Annotated in this window: 14 protein-coding genes; all 14 read left to right on the top strand. The window is 69.0% G+C overall.

Features of this window, described 5'->3' with window-relative positions:
- Positions 1-7 precede the first annotated feature (7 nt).
- Genes WDC87_RS05230 through WDC87_RS05165 form a run of 14 tightly spaced genes read left to right on the top strand, consistent with a single transcriptional unit; the run spans position 8 to position 14,319 of the window.
- Entirely contained in the window at positions 8-559 is a 552-nt protein-coding gene (locus WDC87_RS05230) for a membrane protein (RefSeq protein WP_049416044.1), read from the top strand.
- Entirely contained in the window at positions 552-2,237 is a 1,686-nt protein-coding gene (locus tag WDC87_RS05225; RefSeq protein ID WP_252744817.1) for an AMP-binding protein, read from the top strand. Before WDC87_RS05230 ends, WDC87_RS05225 begins: the two co-directional genes overlap by 8 nt.
- Positions 2,227-2,997, top strand: a complete 771-nt coding sequence (locus tag WDC87_RS05220; protein WP_065196793.1) for a glycosyltransferase family 2 protein — start codon at positions 2,227-2,229, stop codon at positions 2,995-2,997. Before WDC87_RS05225 ends, WDC87_RS05220 begins: the two co-directional genes overlap by 11 nt.
- 1 nt (position 2,998) lies before the next feature.
- Positions 2,999-3,940: an acyltransferase gene (locus tag WDC87_RS05215; RefSeq protein WP_088497001.1), complete on the top strand. Its 942-nt coding sequence runs from the start codon at positions 2,999-3,001 to the stop codon at positions 3,938-3,940.
- Positions 3,930-5,480, top strand: a complete 1,551-nt coding sequence (locus tag WDC87_RS05210; protein WP_151355158.1) for an aromatic amino acid ammonia-lyase — start codon at positions 3,930-3,932, stop codon at positions 5,478-5,480. The genes WDC87_RS05215 and WDC87_RS05210 overlap by 11 nt, the downstream gene beginning before the upstream one ends.
- A complete protein-coding gene (locus WDC87_RS05205) occupies positions 5,467-5,898 on the top strand; it encodes an acyl-CoA thioesterase (protein ID WP_252744816.1) in 432 nt (143 codons plus the stop codon). Before WDC87_RS05210 ends, WDC87_RS05205 begins: the two co-directional genes overlap by 14 nt.
- A 2-nt stretch (positions 5,899-5,900) precedes the next feature.
- Positions 5,901-6,524 (top strand): outer membrane lipoprotein carrier protein LolA, encoded by a 624-nt coding sequence (locus WDC87_RS05200; protein WP_172412127.1) that lies wholly within the window; start codon positions 5,901-5,903, stop codon positions 6,522-6,524.
- Positions 6,517-8,871: an MMPL family transporter gene (locus WDC87_RS05195; protein WP_252744815.1), complete on the top strand. Its 2,355-nt coding sequence runs from the start codon at positions 6,517-6,519 to the stop codon at positions 8,869-8,871. Before WDC87_RS05200 ends, WDC87_RS05195 begins: the two co-directional genes overlap by 8 nt.
- 53 nt (positions 8,872-8,924) lie before the next feature.
- Entirely contained in the window at positions 8,925-10,175 is a 1,251-nt protein-coding gene (locus tag WDC87_RS05190; RefSeq protein WP_252744814.1) for an NAD(P)/FAD-dependent oxidoreductase, read from the top strand.
- Complete coding sequence (locus WDC87_RS05185; RefSeq protein ID WP_252744813.1) at positions 10,163-10,720, top strand: DUF3261 domain-containing protein; 558 nt, start codon at positions 10,163-10,165, stop codon at positions 10,718-10,720. The genes WDC87_RS05190 and WDC87_RS05185 overlap by 13 nt, the downstream gene beginning before the upstream one ends.
- On the top strand, positions 10,717-11,901 hold the full coding sequence (locus WDC87_RS05180; RefSeq protein WP_227837063.1) for a beta-ketoacyl-ACP synthase: 1,185 nt from the start codon (positions 10,717-10,719) through the stop codon (positions 11,899-11,901). The genes WDC87_RS05185 and WDC87_RS05180 overlap by 4 nt, the downstream gene beginning before the upstream one ends.
- Positions 11,898-12,353 carry a hypothetical protein gene (locus WDC87_RS05175; protein WP_005420287.1) on the top strand — a complete coding sequence of 152 codons (456 nt, stop codon included), beginning with the start codon at positions 11,898-11,900 and terminating at the stop codon, positions 12,351-12,353. The genes WDC87_RS05180 and WDC87_RS05175 overlap by 4 nt, the downstream gene beginning before the upstream one ends.
- Positions 12,350-13,081, top strand: coding sequence for a 3-ketoacyl-ACP reductase FabG2 (locus WDC87_RS05170; RefSeq protein WP_049416034.1), 732 nt, complete (start codon positions 12,350-12,352; stop codon positions 13,079-13,081). Before WDC87_RS05175 ends, WDC87_RS05170 begins: the two co-directional genes overlap by 4 nt.
- Positions 13,081-14,319: a beta-ketoacyl-ACP synthase gene (locus WDC87_RS05165; protein WP_252744812.1), complete on the top strand. Its 1,239-nt coding sequence runs from the start codon at positions 13,081-13,083 to the stop codon at positions 14,317-14,319. The genes WDC87_RS05170 and WDC87_RS05165 overlap by 1 nt, the downstream gene beginning before the upstream one ends.
- Positions 14,320-14,343: the final 24 nt, after the last annotated feature.

Below are 14,343 nucleotides of genomic sequence, written 5' to 3'. Positions count from 1 at the left end.
CTTCGCCATGGCTCGCGCACGTACCGTCGTGGTGGCAGCGATTTCGCTTGCCTACCCGCTGCTGGTGTACCTGGCGATGGGCCGCTTCGAGCCGCGCTGGCTGTCGCTGCTGCTGTTCACCCTGGCCCTGCTGCGTGCGCTGAGCACGCGCCAGCCGTTGTGGTGGGCCGCCGCCGCCGGCACCGGCCTGCTGGCGGTGCTGGCCACCGTGCTCAACCAGGCCCTGCCGCTGAAGCTGTATCCGGCGCTGGTCAATGCGGTGATGCTGGCGGTGTTCGGCACCAGCCTGCGCTTCGGGCCGCCGTTGGTGGAGCGTCTGGCGCGGCTGCAGGAGCCGGACCTGCCCCCGTTCGCGGTGGCCTATACCCGCCGCGTCACCCAGGTGTGGTGCGGCTTCTTCGTTCTCAACGGCAGCCTGGCCCTGCTGACCGCGCTGTACGCGTCGGACCGGGCCTGGATGCTCTACAACGGATTGTTGGCGTACGTGATGATGGGCGTGTTGTTCGCAGGTGAGTGGCTGGTGCGGCGGCGGGTGAAGGCGGCGCACGCGCATGGCTGAGTGGATTGCCCTGGACCGGCTGCTGCTGGAGGCGCGGCCGCAGCGCAGCGTCGGCCTGTGCGACGGAGACATGGTTGACCACGCCTGCTTCCGCCAGCGCGTACGGGGCTGGCGCGCCGCCTTTGCGGCGGCTGAAGGCCGCGACTGGGCCCTGTATTTCGATGACGCCGTGGCCTTCGCTGCGGCGCTGTTCGGCGCCTGGCATGCCGGCAAGCGGGTGTTCCTGGCCGCTGACAACCTGCCGGCCACGCTGCAGGCGCTGCAGCCGCAGGTGAGCGGTTTCGCGGGCGACGTACCGGCCGACTACCGCCCGCTGGCGGCGCTGGACGCCACACTGGACGACGAACTGCAGGCGCTGGACGAGCGCGCCTGCGAGCTGTGCGTGTTCACCTCCGGCAGCACCGGCCAGCCCAGTGCGATCGGCAAGCGCCTGGAGCAGCTGGCGCGCGAGGTGGAAGCGCTGCAGGCCGCGTTCGGTGCGCAGCTGGATGGCGCGCAGGTGCACGGCACGGTGTCCCACCAGCACATCTACGGGCTGCTGTTCCGCGTGCTGTGGCCCCTGGCCGCCGGCCGCCTGATCCATCCGCGTCGGTTCTTCCACGAAGACCTGGTGGGTGCGCTGGCCGGTACCGACACGGTGCTGGTGGCGACGCCGGCCCATCTCAAGCGCCTGCCCGAGCAGCTCGACTGGGCCAGCCTGCATGGCCGCCTGCGTGCGGTGTTCTCCTCCGGTGGCCCGCTGCCGGAGGACGCGGCGCGACAGGTGCGGCAGTGGTTGGGCGTGGCGCCGACCGAGGTCTATGGCAGCAGCGAGACCGGCGGTATCGCCTGGCGCCGCTGGGACACCGACCTGCCGCCGTGGCAGCCGCTGCCGGGTGTGCAATGGCGGATCGACGACGGCTGCCTGGCGGTGGCCTCGGCGCATCTGGAAACTCCCGGCTGGTGGCGCACCCAGGACCGCGTGGAAGCCTTGGCCGATGGCCGTTTCCGGCTGCTGGGCCGCGCCGACCGCATCGTCAAGATCGAAGAGCGCCGCGTCTCGCTGGATGCTCTGGAACGCGCGCTGCGCGAAGACACCGAAGTGGATGACGTGCGCGTGCTGGTGCTGCCCGGGCAGCGCGAGCAGCTGGCCGCCGTGGTGGTTCCGGCCGATCCGGCGCTGCTGGAGGGCGGCGACGCCGCGCGCCGTGCGCTGGGCCAACGCCTGGGCGCGCGCCTGGCGCATGCGCATGACGCGGTGACCCGGCCGCGCCGTTGGCGGCTGGTGCAGGCGTTGCCGATCAACGCGCAGGGCAAGGTGACCCAGGCGGCATTGGCGGCGCTGTTCCAGCCACTGATGCCGGTGCCGGTCTGGGACTGCCGCGACGCCGCCAGCGCCACGCTGCGCATGACCCTCGACCCGGCGCTGCGGCCGTTCCAGGGCCACTTCCCGCAGGCGGCGATCCTGCCCGGTGTTGCGCAGCTGGACTGGGCGATGCGTTTCGGCCGCCAGGCATTTGCGATGCCGCGCGCGTTCCTGCGCATGGACGCGGTGAAGTTCCAGCACGTGGCCCGCCCCGGCGATGAGTTGACCCTGCAGCTGGACTGGGATGCCGCACGCAACGTGCTGGCCTTCCGCTATACCTCCAGCCACGGTGTGCATGCCAGCGGCAAGGTGGTTTTCGCCGATGCGGACTGACCCGGCCGTTGCCGGTGCCGCGTTCGCGCCACTGGTGGTGATTCCCGTCTACGACCACGAGCACGCCATCGTGGCGGTGGTCGACGGTGTGCAGGCCGCTGGCCTGCCTTGCCTGCTGGTCGACGATGGTTCGCATGAGGCGTGCGCGGCGGTGCTGCGCACGCTGGCACAGCGCCAGGGCGTCGACCTGCTGCGCCTGGACGCCAACCAGGGCAAGGGTGGGGCGATGCTGGCCGGTTTTGCTGAAGCCGGCGCGCGTGGCTACAGCCACGTGCTGCAGATCGACGCAGACGGCCAGCACGATACCGCTGACCTGCCACGCTTCATCGAGGCCGCGCGTGTGCATCCCGACGCGGTGATCTGCGGCATTCCGGCCTACGACGCCAGTGTTCCCAAGGCACGCCTGTATGGCCGTTACGCCACCCACGTCTGGGTCTGGATCAACACGCTGTCGCTGCACCTGCGCGACACCATGTGCGGATTCCGGGTGTATCCCCTGCCACCGGTGCTGCGCCTGATCGGTGAAGAGACCATCGGCCGGCGCATGGATTTCGATACTGAAGTGATGGTGCGCCTGTACTGGCGCCAGCTGCCGGTCGAGCACCTGGCCACGCGCGTGACCTATCCCGCCGATGGCGTGTCGCACTTCGATGTGTGGCGCGACAACGTGCGCATCAGCCGCATGCACACCCGCCTGTTCTTCGGCATGCTCTGGCGCGCACCGCGGCTGCTGTGGCGCCGCCTGCAGGGGCAGCGCTGAGATGGCGACCGCGCAGGACGCCCCGCACTGGGCCGACATCGGCGAATCGACGTCGGTGGCCGGCGTGCTGTTCCTGTGCTGGGTGCACCGCTGGTTCGGGCGCTGGCCATTCCGCCTGTGCGCGTGGCCGGTGGTGGCCTGCCATTGGCTGGGTAACCGTGTGGGGCGACAGGCCTCGATGCAGTACCTGCAGCGGCTGCAGGCATACAGCGGCGTGCTCGGCCGCGCGCCAACCCGGCGCGACAGCCTGCGCCACTTCTTCGCCTTCGCCGACACGATGCTGGACAAGATCCTCGGCCTGGGCGGGCGCTACCCGGCCAACCGTATCCACCTGCACCGCGACCTGGTGCTGCAGAAGATCGCGCGCCGCGAAGGCGGTCTGATCCTCACCGCGCACATCGGCTGCCTGGAACTGTGCCAGGTGCTGGCCGAACAGGTGCCGGGGTTCCGCATCACCGTGCTGGTGCACACCGCGCATGCGCAGCGCTTCAACCGCCTGCTGCAGCGGCTGGACCCGCTGGCGGCGGTGGAGCTGGTGCAGGTGACCGGAATGGGGCCGGCCACAGCGATGATGCTGGCCGAGCGCGTGGCGGCGGGTGGCTTCGTCGCCATCGTCGGCGACCGCACGCCGGTGCAGGGCGGTCGCAGTGTCACCGCCGATTTCCTCGGCCACCGCGCACCGTTCCCTATCGGCGCTTACGTGCTGGCTGCGGCGCTGGGCTGCCCGGTCTACACCATGGCCTGCCTGCACCAGGGCGAGGGCTACCGCGTGGCTTTTGAACAGTTCGCCGAACGCATCGTGCTGCCGCGTGGCTCGCGCGACGCGGCACTTGCCGAACAGGCACAGCGCTTCGCGCGCTGGTTGGAACTCCAGGTCATCCAGTCCCCGTTGGACTGGTTCAATTTCTTCCCCTTCTGGGATCAGGCTCCGCATGACGACTGACGCCGTACCCGTGTGCCGCTTTGGCGATGCACCGTTGACCATCGAAGACGTGGTTGCCCTGGCCCAGCGCCAGTGCGAGGCCGCACTGAGCGACGCGCCGGCGTTCCGCGCGCACATCCAGCGCGGTGCCGACTTCCTTGACCGCCTGCTGCGCGAAGATGGCGTGATCTACGGTGTGACCACCGGCTATGGCGATTCGTGCACGGTGAACATCCCGCCGGCACTGGTGGCTGAACTGCCGCACCACCTGTACACCTACCATGGCTGCGGCCTGGGCCGTTACCTGGACCCGGTCGAGACCCGTGCGGTGCTGGCCGCGCGCCTGGCGTCGCTGGTGCGTGGCATGTCCGGTGTCAGCATGCCGCTGCTGGAAGGCCTGGCCACGCTGCTGCAGCACGACGTGCTGCCGATGATCCCGGCCGAAGGCTCGGTGGGGGCCAGTGGTGACCTGACCCCGCTGTCCTACGTGGCGGCGGTGCTGTGCGGCGAGCGCGAGGTGCTGCACGATGGCCGCGTGCAGCCTGCTGCCGAGGTGCTGGCGAAGATCGGCATGACCCCGCTGAAGCTGCGGCCGAAGGAAGGCCTGGCGATCATGAACGGCACCGCGGTGATGACCGGCCTGGCCTGCCTGGCCTGGCAGCGCGCCGACTACCTGGCACGGATGGCCACGCGCCTGACCGCGTTCAACGTGCTGGCCAGCGACGGCAACGCGCACCACTTCGACGAAACCCTGTTCGCGGCCAAGCCGCACCCGGGCCAGGGCCGCATCGCCGCGCGCCTGCGCAGCGACCTGCACAGCGAGCGTCCGCCACGCAATGAACAGCGCCTGCAGGACCGCTATTCGCTGCGCTGCGCACCGCACGTGATCGGCGTGCTGGAGGACAGCCTGCCGTTCCTGCGCCAGCTGATCGAAACCGAACTGAACAGCGCCAACGACAATCCGCTGATCGATGCCGACGGCGAGCGCATCCTGCATGGCGGCCACTTCTACGGCGGCCACATCGCGCTGGCGATGGACACCCTGAAGAACACCGTGGCCAACGTTGCCGACCTGCTCGACCGGCAGCTGGCGCTGGTGGTGGATGCCCGTTACAACCATGGCCTGCCGGCCAACCTGTCGGCGGCCACCGGCCAGCGCGCGGCCATCAACCATGGCCTGAAGGCGCTGCAGATCAGCGTGTCGGCCTGGACCGCAGAAGCACTGAAGCAGACCCTGCCGGCCAGCGTGTTCTCGCGTTCCACCGAGTGCCATAACCAGGACAAGGTCAGCATGGGCACCATCGCCGCGCGCGACTGCCTGCGCGTGATCGAGCTGACCGAGCAGGTGGTGGCCGCGATGCTGATCGCCGCCCGCCAGGGCCTGGCGCTGCGCGAACGGGTTGGCCTGAACGCCCAGCTGCATGGCAGTCTGGCCGACATGTACGCCGACCTGGGGCAGCGCATCGCCCTGGTTGAAGAAGACCGCGCGCTGGATCGCGAACTGCGGGAACTGCTGGTGGAGATCCGCGCGCAACGTTGGGAGCTGTATGCCGGTGAATGAGGCTATTGAACGGGTTGGCGAAATTGCGTTGACCCCCGCCTTCCATGACTGCGATCCGATGAACGTGGTCTGGCATGGCAACTACTTCAAGTACTTCGAGATCGCGCGCTGCGCGCTGCTTGGGCGCTACGACTACGACTATCCGCAGATGCTCGAATCGGGCTACCTGTGGCCGGTGGTCGATGCGCGGGTGAAGTACGTGCGCCCGCTGCTGTTCAACCAGGCGCTGCGCGTGATTGCGCGCATCGTGGAATGGGAGAACCGGCTGAAGATCGAGTACGAGATCCTTGATGCGGAAAGCGGCCAGGTGCTGACCCGTGCGATGACCATCAAGGTCGCGGTGGACGCGACCAGCAGGGAAATGCTGTACCAGTGCCCGCCGGTACTGTGGGAACGCCTGGGAGTGCCTGCGCCGTGAACATGCTTGTCCGTCTTTCCAGCGTGCTGCTGTGCGCGCTGATGTTCATTGCCGCACCGCAGGTGCAGGCCGCCGACCCCGCCATCGATGTGATCACCCAGGCGGTGGCGCGGCCGGACGTGCTGCGTGGCCAGTTCAGCCAGGAAAAGCAGGTCAGCGGCTTCAAGAACCCGCTGCGCTCGCAGGGCCGCTTCGTGGTCGCGCGCCAGCATGGCGTGATCTGGACCACGCTCAAGCCGTTCCCCTCCGAAGTGGTGGTCACCGCCGACCGCATCCTCAGCCGCCAGCGCGATGGCAGCACCCGTGTCGAGCTCGATGCACGGCAGCAGCCGGCGATGCGTTCGGTGAACGCGATCATGTTCGCGCTGATGAGTGGCGACGTGCAGGCGCTGTCCGGCCAGTTCAACGTGGCGGCCAGCCGTGAAGGGCAGGGCTGGCGGCTGCGGCTGACGCCGAAGTCGGCGATGCTGGCCAAGGCGTTCCAGTCGCTGACCCTGCAAGGTGACCGCTACGTGCGCCAGGTCGAGATCGTCGAGGCCAACAAGGACCGCACGCAGATCCAGTTCAGTGCACTGAGCGAAGCGCCGGCCACGCTCACCGCCGACGAGGCACGCCGCTTTGAGTGAGGGTGCAGCATCGAACGGGCCGGACCGGTTGCGGCGCTGGTGGCACTGGCTGGGCATCGCCTGGCTGGTGCTCCTGCTGGTGTTGGGTGCGCAGCAATGGCGCCTGTGGAGCCAGCAGTCGCGGATCGACACCGACATCCTCGCCCTGCTGCCGCAGGACGCGCATGACCGCCTGTTGAGTGACGTCACCCGGCGCATCGCCGACGGCAGCTCGCGCCAGGTGGTGGTGCTGCTGGGCAGCAAGGATGGCGCCGCCGCCAAGCGCGCACAGGCGGCGTTCGCTGCGGCGATGGCGGCGGATGCCGACAGCGCGTTGCTGGTGCCCAGCGGTTCGATCGAAGGCTGGTTCGACGAGGCGCGCGCGTTCTACGCGCCGTACCGCGACCGCCTGCTGACCCCGGCCCAGCGCGAGCAGCTGCAGGGCAGCGAGCCGGGCGCGTTGGCCGAGCAGGCGTTGGCTGCGCTGTACGGTCCGATGGGCGCACCGCGCCTGACCGATTGGCGGCAAGACCCGCTCTCGCTGTGGCCGCAATGGTGGCAGCAGCAGGCGCAGGGGTCGGGGTTGCGGCTGGGCGATGACGGCCTGCTCGAAGCCGAGGGCAGGCATTGGGCCGTACTGCAGTTCGATACGCCGGGGTCGGCGTTCCAGCTTGACGGCGAGCGCCATCTCGACGGCCTGCTGGAACGTGCCGGGCTGGCCGCCAGGGCGGCGGCGCCAGAACTGGAAATCCTGCATGCGGGTGTGCCGCTGCACGCCGAAGCGGCGGCGGTGCAGGCCAACCAGGAGATCAACACGATCGGCTGGGGCTCGCTGGCCGCGGTGCTGCTGCTGGTGTGGCTGGCGTTCCGTTCGCTGCGACCGATCCTGCTGGTCGCCGCGTCGTTGCTGATCGGCTGCGGCGTGGCGCTGGCGGTGACCGTAGTGGTGTTCGGCAAGGTGCACGTGCTCACCCTGGTGTTCGGCGCGTCGCTGGTGGGCGTGGCCGAGGACTACGGCATCCATTGGTTCGCTTCGCGCCAGGCCGAACCGGCCGATCGTCGCTGGAAGCTGCTGCGGCACCTGCTGCCCGGCCTGTGGCTGGCCCTGCTGACCAGCGCGCTGGCCTACCTGGCACTGGGCCTGGCCCCGTTCCCGGGCCTGCGCCAGATGGCATTGTTCTCGGTGGTCGGCCTGGCCGCCGCCTTCCTCACGGTAATCTTCTGGTTCCCGTGGCTGGATGGCGGTGAGATCCGCCAGACCCGTTTCTCGCAGTGGCTGGGCAACACGCTGGAGCGCTTCCCGCGGTTGCATGGCCGCCGGCCGGTGACGGTGTTCGTGGTGATCACGCTGGCGCTGTCTGCCATCGGCATTGCCCGCCTGAACAGCAACGACGACCTGCGCAGCCTGCAATCGTCGCCGCCGGCGCTGATGGCGCAGCAGATCCGCTTGAGCCAGCTGCTGGGCATGCCCAGCCCGGCACAGTTCTACCTGGTACAGGGCACCGACGCGGCGCAGCTGCTGCAGCGTGAGGAAGCGTTGACCGAACGCCTGCGCGTACTGGCCAACCAGAAGCGCATTGGGGGCTATCGCGCGATCAGCGATTGGCTGCCGTCGCCGTCGCGCCAGCAGGCCGATGCGGCGCTGACTGCGAAGGTTGAACCGGGTGTGCTTGCGGCCGTGTCCGAGGCCGTGGGAGAGCCACTGCAGCGACCGCCGTTCGCGGACGCGCCACTCACCGCCGAAGCGTTCCTGGCCTCGCCGGCCTCGCAGCCGTTCCGGCACCTGTGGGTGGGCCAGGTCGGCGGGCAGATGATCAGCGTGGTGATGGTCGATGACCTGTCGCGCGCGGATACGCTGGCCACCCTGCGCGGTGCCGCCGAAGGCCTGCCCGGCGTTCGCTGGGTGGATCGCACCGCCGACTTCTCGCAGCTGCTGGGCCACTACCGCAAGCTGATGGGCGGGCTGCTGCTGGTCGGCATCGTGCTGGTGTTCGGCGCGCTGTGGCTGCGCTACCGCCGCCAGGCCTGGCGCGTGTTCGCGCCGACCCTGATTGCCGGCGCATTGACCTTGGGCCTGCTGGGCCTGTTCGGCCAGCCGCTGCAGCTGTTCAACGTGCTGGCACTGATGCTGCTGCTGGGCATGGGCATCGACTACGGCATTTTCCTGATCGAGCACCGCGGCGACGCCAGTGCCTGGCTGGCCGTGTGCGTGGGCGCGGCCAGCACCTGGCTGTCGTTCGGCTTGCTGGGCCTGTCGCAGACCCCGGCGTTGCGCGCGTTCGGCCTGACCCTGCTGTTCGGCATCGGCCTGGTCTGGCTGATCTCGCCGCTGTTCCGTCCGCCGCCGCACGATCTGCCGCCGGCCTGAGCCTGTTTTCCGACTTCCTTCTTTCCATTTGATCGAGCAACAAGGACGCACCGATGAACACTGCTGTGGATGCTGTCGAACGCACTGAAATCCTGATCATCGGCGCCGGCCCGGCCGGTTCCGTGGCCGCGGCGATGCTGCGCCAGCAGGGCCGCCAGGTCCTGATGCTGGAGCGCCAGCAGTTCCCGCGCTTCTCCATCGGCGAAAGCCTGCTGCCGCAGAGCATGGAGTACATCGAGGCGGCCGGCCTGCTGCAGGACGTGGTCGAGGCGGGCTTCCAGTACAAGAACGGTGCCGCCTTCGTGCACGGCGAAGCGCGTACTGCGTTCGATTTCAGGAAGAAGTTCTCGCCGGGTTGGGGCACCACCTACCAGGTGCAGCGCGCCGACTTCGACAACGTGCTGGCACGCGGCGCCGAGCGCATGGGCACCACGCTGCGCTTCGGCGACGAAGTGCTTGCGGTCGAGCCGGGCGATCAACCGGCGGTGACGGTACGTCGCCCGGACGGCAGTGAATACCGCATCGAGGCCGATTTCATCCTCGATGCCTCCGGCTTCGCGCGGCTGCTGCCGCGGCTGCTGCAGCTGGAGTCGCCGTCCAACTTCCCGGTGCGCGGCGCGATCTTCTGCCACGTGCGCGACAACATTCCGGCCGAAGCGGACTTCGATCGCAACAAGATCCTGATCACCACCCACCCCGAGCACATCCACGTCTGGTACTGGACGATCCCGTTCTCCAATGGCTGCTGTTCGCTGGGCGTGGTCGCCGAGCCGTCGTTCTTCGAGCGCTACGAGGGTGACGACCTGCAGAAGCTGCAGGCCATCGTCGGCGAGGACCCCAACCTGACCCGCCTGCTGGCCAACGCCGAATGGGCGGTGCTGCCGGTGCGCCGGATCACCGGCTATTCGGCCAACGTCAGTTCGCTGTGGGGGCCCGGCTACGCGTTGCTGGGCAACGCCGGCGAGTTCCTCGATCCGGTGTTCTCCTCCGGCGTGACCATTGCCTTCAAGTCCGCGCAGCTCGCCAGTGAATGCCTCAAGCGCCGCTATGCCGGCCAGGCCGTGGACTGGGAGGCCGAGTTCTCGATCCCGCTGCGCGCGGGCGTGAAGACCTTCCGCCGCTTCGTCGAAAGCTGGTACCAGGGCGGCTTCCAGAAGATCATCTACCACCCGCAGCAGCAGCCCGAAGTGCGCGACATGATCAGCTCCATCCTGGCCGGTTACGCCTGGGACACCAAGAATCCGTATGTGGCCGATGAAAGTGGTCGCCGCATGCGCGTGCTGGAGGAATTGTGCAGCGCCTGATCTTCCGTACTGCGGCCCTGCTGCTGTGCCTGCTGCTGGCCGCCTGTGCCGGCCGCATGCCGAAACCGAAGGTGGAACTGCCGCCGCTGCGCCTGGCGCCAGCCAGCCTGCCGGCGCCGCTGGCGCTGCAGCAGCAGCTGCATTTCCGCTTCGGCACGCATGAGCGCGATCTCGACGCGCTGCTGGAAGCCGACGCTCAGCAGGTGCAGCTGGCCGTGCAGGCGATGGGCCAGACCGGCGTGCGCCTGCAATGGGACGGCCAGCAGCTGACCCAGCAGCGCGCGCCATGGCTGCCACCGCAGGTGCGCGCCGAGCGCGTGCTGGATGACCTGCAGTTCGCGCTGTGGCCGACCGCGGCCATTGCCGCCGTGCTGCCGGCGGGCTGGCAGGTCAGTGATGATGGCCATCAGCGCAGCCTGTCGCGTGAGGGCACCGTGTGGCTGCACCTGCAGCGGCTGGACGATGGCAGCGTGCAGCTGGACAACCGCGCCGAAGGCTATGCGCTGCGCATCGAATCGATCGACATGGCCGGGCCGGACCGATGAGCGCACCGATCTACCTGAACGACCTGGGTGTGGTCTGTGCACTCGGCGCTGGCCGCGCCGCAGTGACGTCGGCACTGTTCGCCGACGCGCCGGGCGGGCTCAGCGACAACGACAGCCTGTTGCCGGGGCGCACCCTGGCGCTGGGAGAAGTACGCACGCCGCTGCCGGCGCTGGATGATCTGCCGGTGGCCCTGCGCGGGCGAAACAATGCCCTGCTGGACGTGGCATTGGCTCAGATCGCGCCGGCAGTGGCCGCGGCGATCGCCCGCCATGGCGCCGAGCGCGTGGCGGTGGTGCTGGGCACCAGCACCTCGGGCATTGGTGAATCCGAGCAGGCATTGCGCAGCCATGCCGAACAGGGCCAGTGGCCGCAGGGCTTTGACTACGCCCAGCAGGAAATGGGCACCGCCGCGCAGTTCGTGCGCCAGCGCAGTGGCGCACAGGGGCCGGCATGGACCCTGTCCACTGCCTGCTCGTCCAGTGCCAAGGCGCTGATGTCGGCTGCACGCATGCTGCGCGCCGGCATCGTCGATGCGGTGATCGCCGGTGGCGCCGATTCGCTGTGCCGCTTCACCGTGGCCGGCTTCAGCGCGCTGGAATCGGTCTCGGCCCAACGCTGCAATCCGTTCTCGCAGCATCGTACCGGTATCAACATCGGCGAAGGCGCCGCGCTGTTCCTGCTCACCCGCGAACCCGGCCCGGTATGCCTGGCGGGGTGGGGCGAGTCGGCCGACGCCCACCACATGTCCGCCCCTGACCCGCAGGGCCTGGGCGCCATCGATGCCCTGCAGCAGGCGCTGCAGCGTGCTGGCTGGGCCGCCGGAGAAGTGGACTATGTGAACCTGCATGGGACCGCGACCGGCCACAACGATGCGATGGAAAGCCTGGCCATGTCGCAGGTGCTGGGCAGCCACGTGCCGGCCAGTTCGACCAAGCCGTTGACCGGCCACACGCTGGGTGCCTCGGGTGCCATCGAGGCGGCGCTGTGCTGGATCGTGCTGGCCGAGAACCCGCAGCAGCTGCTGCCGCCGCACTGGTGGGACGGCGTGGCCGACCCGGCACTGCCGGTGCTGCCGCTGGTCGCACCGGGCACGCGCCTTGCGCAGCCGCCGCGGCGGGTGCTGAGCAATTCGTTCGCCTTCGGCGGCAGCAATGCCGTGCTGGCACTGGAGCGTCGATGAACACGTTGTACGCGATCGAAGACGTGGTGCCGCACCGCCAGGACATGTGCCTGCTGGAGCGCATCACGCAATGGGACCAGGACGCCATCGAGGCCGAACTGGTGGTGCCCGAGGCCGGCCTGTTCGTCGAGGATGACCAGGTGCCGGCATGGGTCGGCATCGAGTACATGGCGCAGGCCATCGCGGCCTGGGCCGGTTGCCGCGCGCGTGCGGCCGGCAGGCCACCGCAGCTGGGCTTCCTGCTCGGCAGCCGCCGCTACAGCAGCGCGCGCAGCAGCTTCCCCAGCGGTTCGCGGCTGCGCGTGCAGGCGCGCTGCGAGCTGTTGGGTGACAATGGATTGGGGATGTTCGCCTGCCGCATCCTGGCAGGCGAGGAAGAATGGGCGACAGCCAACGTCTCGGTGTTCGAACCGGCCGACGCGATGGCCTATCTGGAGAGTGGACAGGCATGACAGGGAATCGAAGCGTGCTGGTGACCGGCGCCAGCCGGGGCATCGGCCGGGCCATCGCGCTGCGCATCGCGCGCGATGGCTTCGACGTGGTGGTGCATTGCCGCAGCCGCGTGGATGAAGCACAGGCGGTGGTCGCCGAGATCCAGGCACTGGGCCAGCAGGCCCGCGTGCTGGTGTTCGACGTGGCCGACCGCGCGTCTGCGCGGGCCGCCCTGGAGGCCGATGTCGAAGCGCACGGCGCGTACTACGGCGTGGTCTGCAATGCCGGCATCGCCCGCGATGGCGCCTTCCCGGCGCTGTCAGCGGACGATTGGGACCAGGTCATCCACACCAACCTGGATGGCTTCTACAACGTGCTGCATCCGCTGATCATGCCGATGGTGCGGCGGCGCAAGCCGGGCCGCATCGTCACCCTGTCGTCGGTCTCCGGACTGGCCGGCAACCGCGGGCAGGTCAACTACAGTGCCGCCAAGGCCGGCATCATCGGCGCCACCAAGGCCCTGGCGCTGGAACTGGCCAGCCGCCAGATCACCGTCAACTGCGTGGCCCCGGGCCTGATCGAGACCGAAATGCTCAACGACGAAGTGGTTGAACACGCGCTCAAGCTGATTCCCGCCGGCCGCGTTGGCCGCCCGGACGAAGTGGCGGCTACCGTGGCGTTCCTGCTGTCCGAACCGGCCGGCTACATCACCCGGCAGGTGATCTCGGTGAACGGAGGCATGCTCTGATGGCCGCCGATCGTCGCGTGGTGGTCACCGGCGCCGCCGCCATCAGTCCACTCGGCCACGACTGGCCGACCATCGAGGCACACCTGCGCAGCTGCCGCAACGCGGTGCGTGCGATGCCCGAGTGGGATGTCTATGCCGGGCTGAACACCAAGCTGGCCGCGCCGGCGCAGGACTTCGAGCTGCCGCCGAACTACAACCGCAAGACCACCCGCTCGATGGGCAAGGTCGCGATCATGTCGGTGCGCGCCACCGAGGTGGCGCTGCGCGAGGCCGGCCTGCATGAGCATCCGGTGCTGCGCAGTGGCCGTACCGGGGTGGCCTATGGCTCCTCGTCCGGCAGCCACGAGGCCACCGGCGAATTCGGGCGCATGCTCAACGAATTCACCACGGATGGCATCAGCGCCACCACCTACCTGAAGATGATGAGCCACACCGCGCCGGTCAACATCGGCGTGTTCTTCGGCCTGTCCGGGCGCGTGTACACCACCTCCAGCGCCTGCACGTCGGGCAGCCAGGGTGTGGGCGCGGCCTATGAAGCCATCCGCAGCGGCAAGCAGACGGTGATGGTGGCCGGCGGTGCCGAGCAGCTCGATGCCACCGCTGCAGCGGTGTTCGACACGCTGTTCGCCACCAGCGTGCGCAATGACGCGCCGCAGACCACGCCTCGCCCGTTCGATGCCGGCCGCGATGGCCTGGTGCTGGGCGAGGGCGCCTGCACGCTGATCCTGGAAGACCTGGAACACGCGCAGGCGCGCGGCGCCACCATCCTTGCAGAGGTGGTCGGCTACGGCACCAACAGCGATGGCCAGCACGTCACCCAGCCCAGTGCCGACACCATGGCCCAGGCCATGCGCCTGGCATTGGAGGACGCCGGCCTGTACGCGGCGCAGATCGACTACGTCAACGCCCATGGCACCGCCACCGACCACGGCGACATCGCCGAGACCCAGGCTACCGCACAGGTGTTCGGCAGCCGCGTGCCGATCAGCTCGCTGAAGAGCTACGTCGGCCACATGCTGGGTGCCTGTGGCGCGTTCGAGGCCTGGGTGAGCATCCAGATGATGCGTGCCGGCTGGTTCGCGCCCACCCTGAACCTGGCCGAGGTCGACCCGCGCTGTGGCCAGCTCGACTTCATCACCGGGCAGGGCCGCGAACTGCAGGCCGAGTACGTGATGAGCAACAACTTCGCCTTCGGCGGCATCAACACCTCGCTGGTGTTCCGCCGCTGGAGCGAGTGATCCACTGCGCCAACATACCGTTCC

The sequence above is a fragment of the Stenotrophomonas maltophilia group sp. Smal12 genome (assembly GCF_037079935.1).
In the GTDB taxonomy this organism is placed as follows: Bacteria; Pseudomonadota; Gammaproteobacteria; order Xanthomonadales; family Xanthomonadaceae; genus Stenotrophomonas; species Stenotrophomonas sepilia.
The sequence above is the reverse complement of the archived record's forward strand: the minus strand, read 5'-3'. Positions and strand labels throughout refer to the sequence as shown.

What these genes read in the sequence shown, in the direction of transcription:
- WDC87_RS05230 (WP_049416044.1), top strand. Translation starts at nt 8, where the DNA reads ATGGCTCGCGCACGTACCGTCGTGGTGGCAGCGATTTCGCTTGCCTAC.
- WDC87_RS05225 (WP_252744817.1), top strand. Translation starts at nt 552, where the DNA reads ATGGCTGAGTGGATTGCCCTGGACCGGCTGCTGCTGGAGGCGCGGCCG.
- WDC87_RS05220 (WP_065196793.1), top strand. Translation starts at nt 2,227, where the DNA reads ATGCGGACTGACCCGGCCGTTGCCGGTGCCGCGTTCGCGCCACTGGTG.
- WDC87_RS05215 (WP_088497001.1), top strand. Translation starts at nt 2,999, where the DNA reads ATGGCGACCGCGCAGGACGCCCCGCACTGGGCCGACATCGGCGAATCG.
- WDC87_RS05210 (WP_151355158.1), top strand. Translation starts at nt 3,930, where the DNA reads ATGACGACTGACGCCGTACCCGTGTGCCGCTTTGGCGATGCACCGTTG.
- WDC87_RS05205 (WP_252744816.1), top strand. Translation starts at nt 5,467, where the DNA reads ATGCCGGTGAATGAGGCTATTGAACGGGTTGGCGAAATTGCGTTGACC.
- WDC87_RS05200 (WP_172412127.1), top strand. Translation starts at nt 5,901, where the DNA reads ATGCTTGTCCGTCTTTCCAGCGTGCTGCTGTGCGCGCTGATGTTCATT.
- WDC87_RS05190 (WP_252744814.1), top strand. Translation starts at nt 8,925, where the DNA reads ATGAACACTGCTGTGGATGCTGTCGAACGCACTGAAATCCTGATCATC.
- WDC87_RS05180 (WP_227837063.1), top strand. Translation starts at nt 10,717, where the DNA reads ATGAGCGCACCGATCTACCTGAACGACCTGGGTGTGGTCTGTGCACTC.
- WDC87_RS05175 (WP_005420287.1), top strand. Translation starts at nt 11,898, where the DNA reads ATGAACACGTTGTACGCGATCGAAGACGTGGTGCCGCACCGCCAGGAC.
- WDC87_RS05170 (WP_049416034.1), top strand. Translation starts at nt 12,350, where the DNA reads ATGACAGGGAATCGAAGCGTGCTGGTGACCGGCGCCAGCCGGGGCATC.
- WDC87_RS05165 (WP_252744812.1), top strand. Translation starts at nt 13,081, where the DNA reads ATGGCCGCCGATCGTCGCGTGGTGGTCACCGGCGCCGCCGCCATCAGT.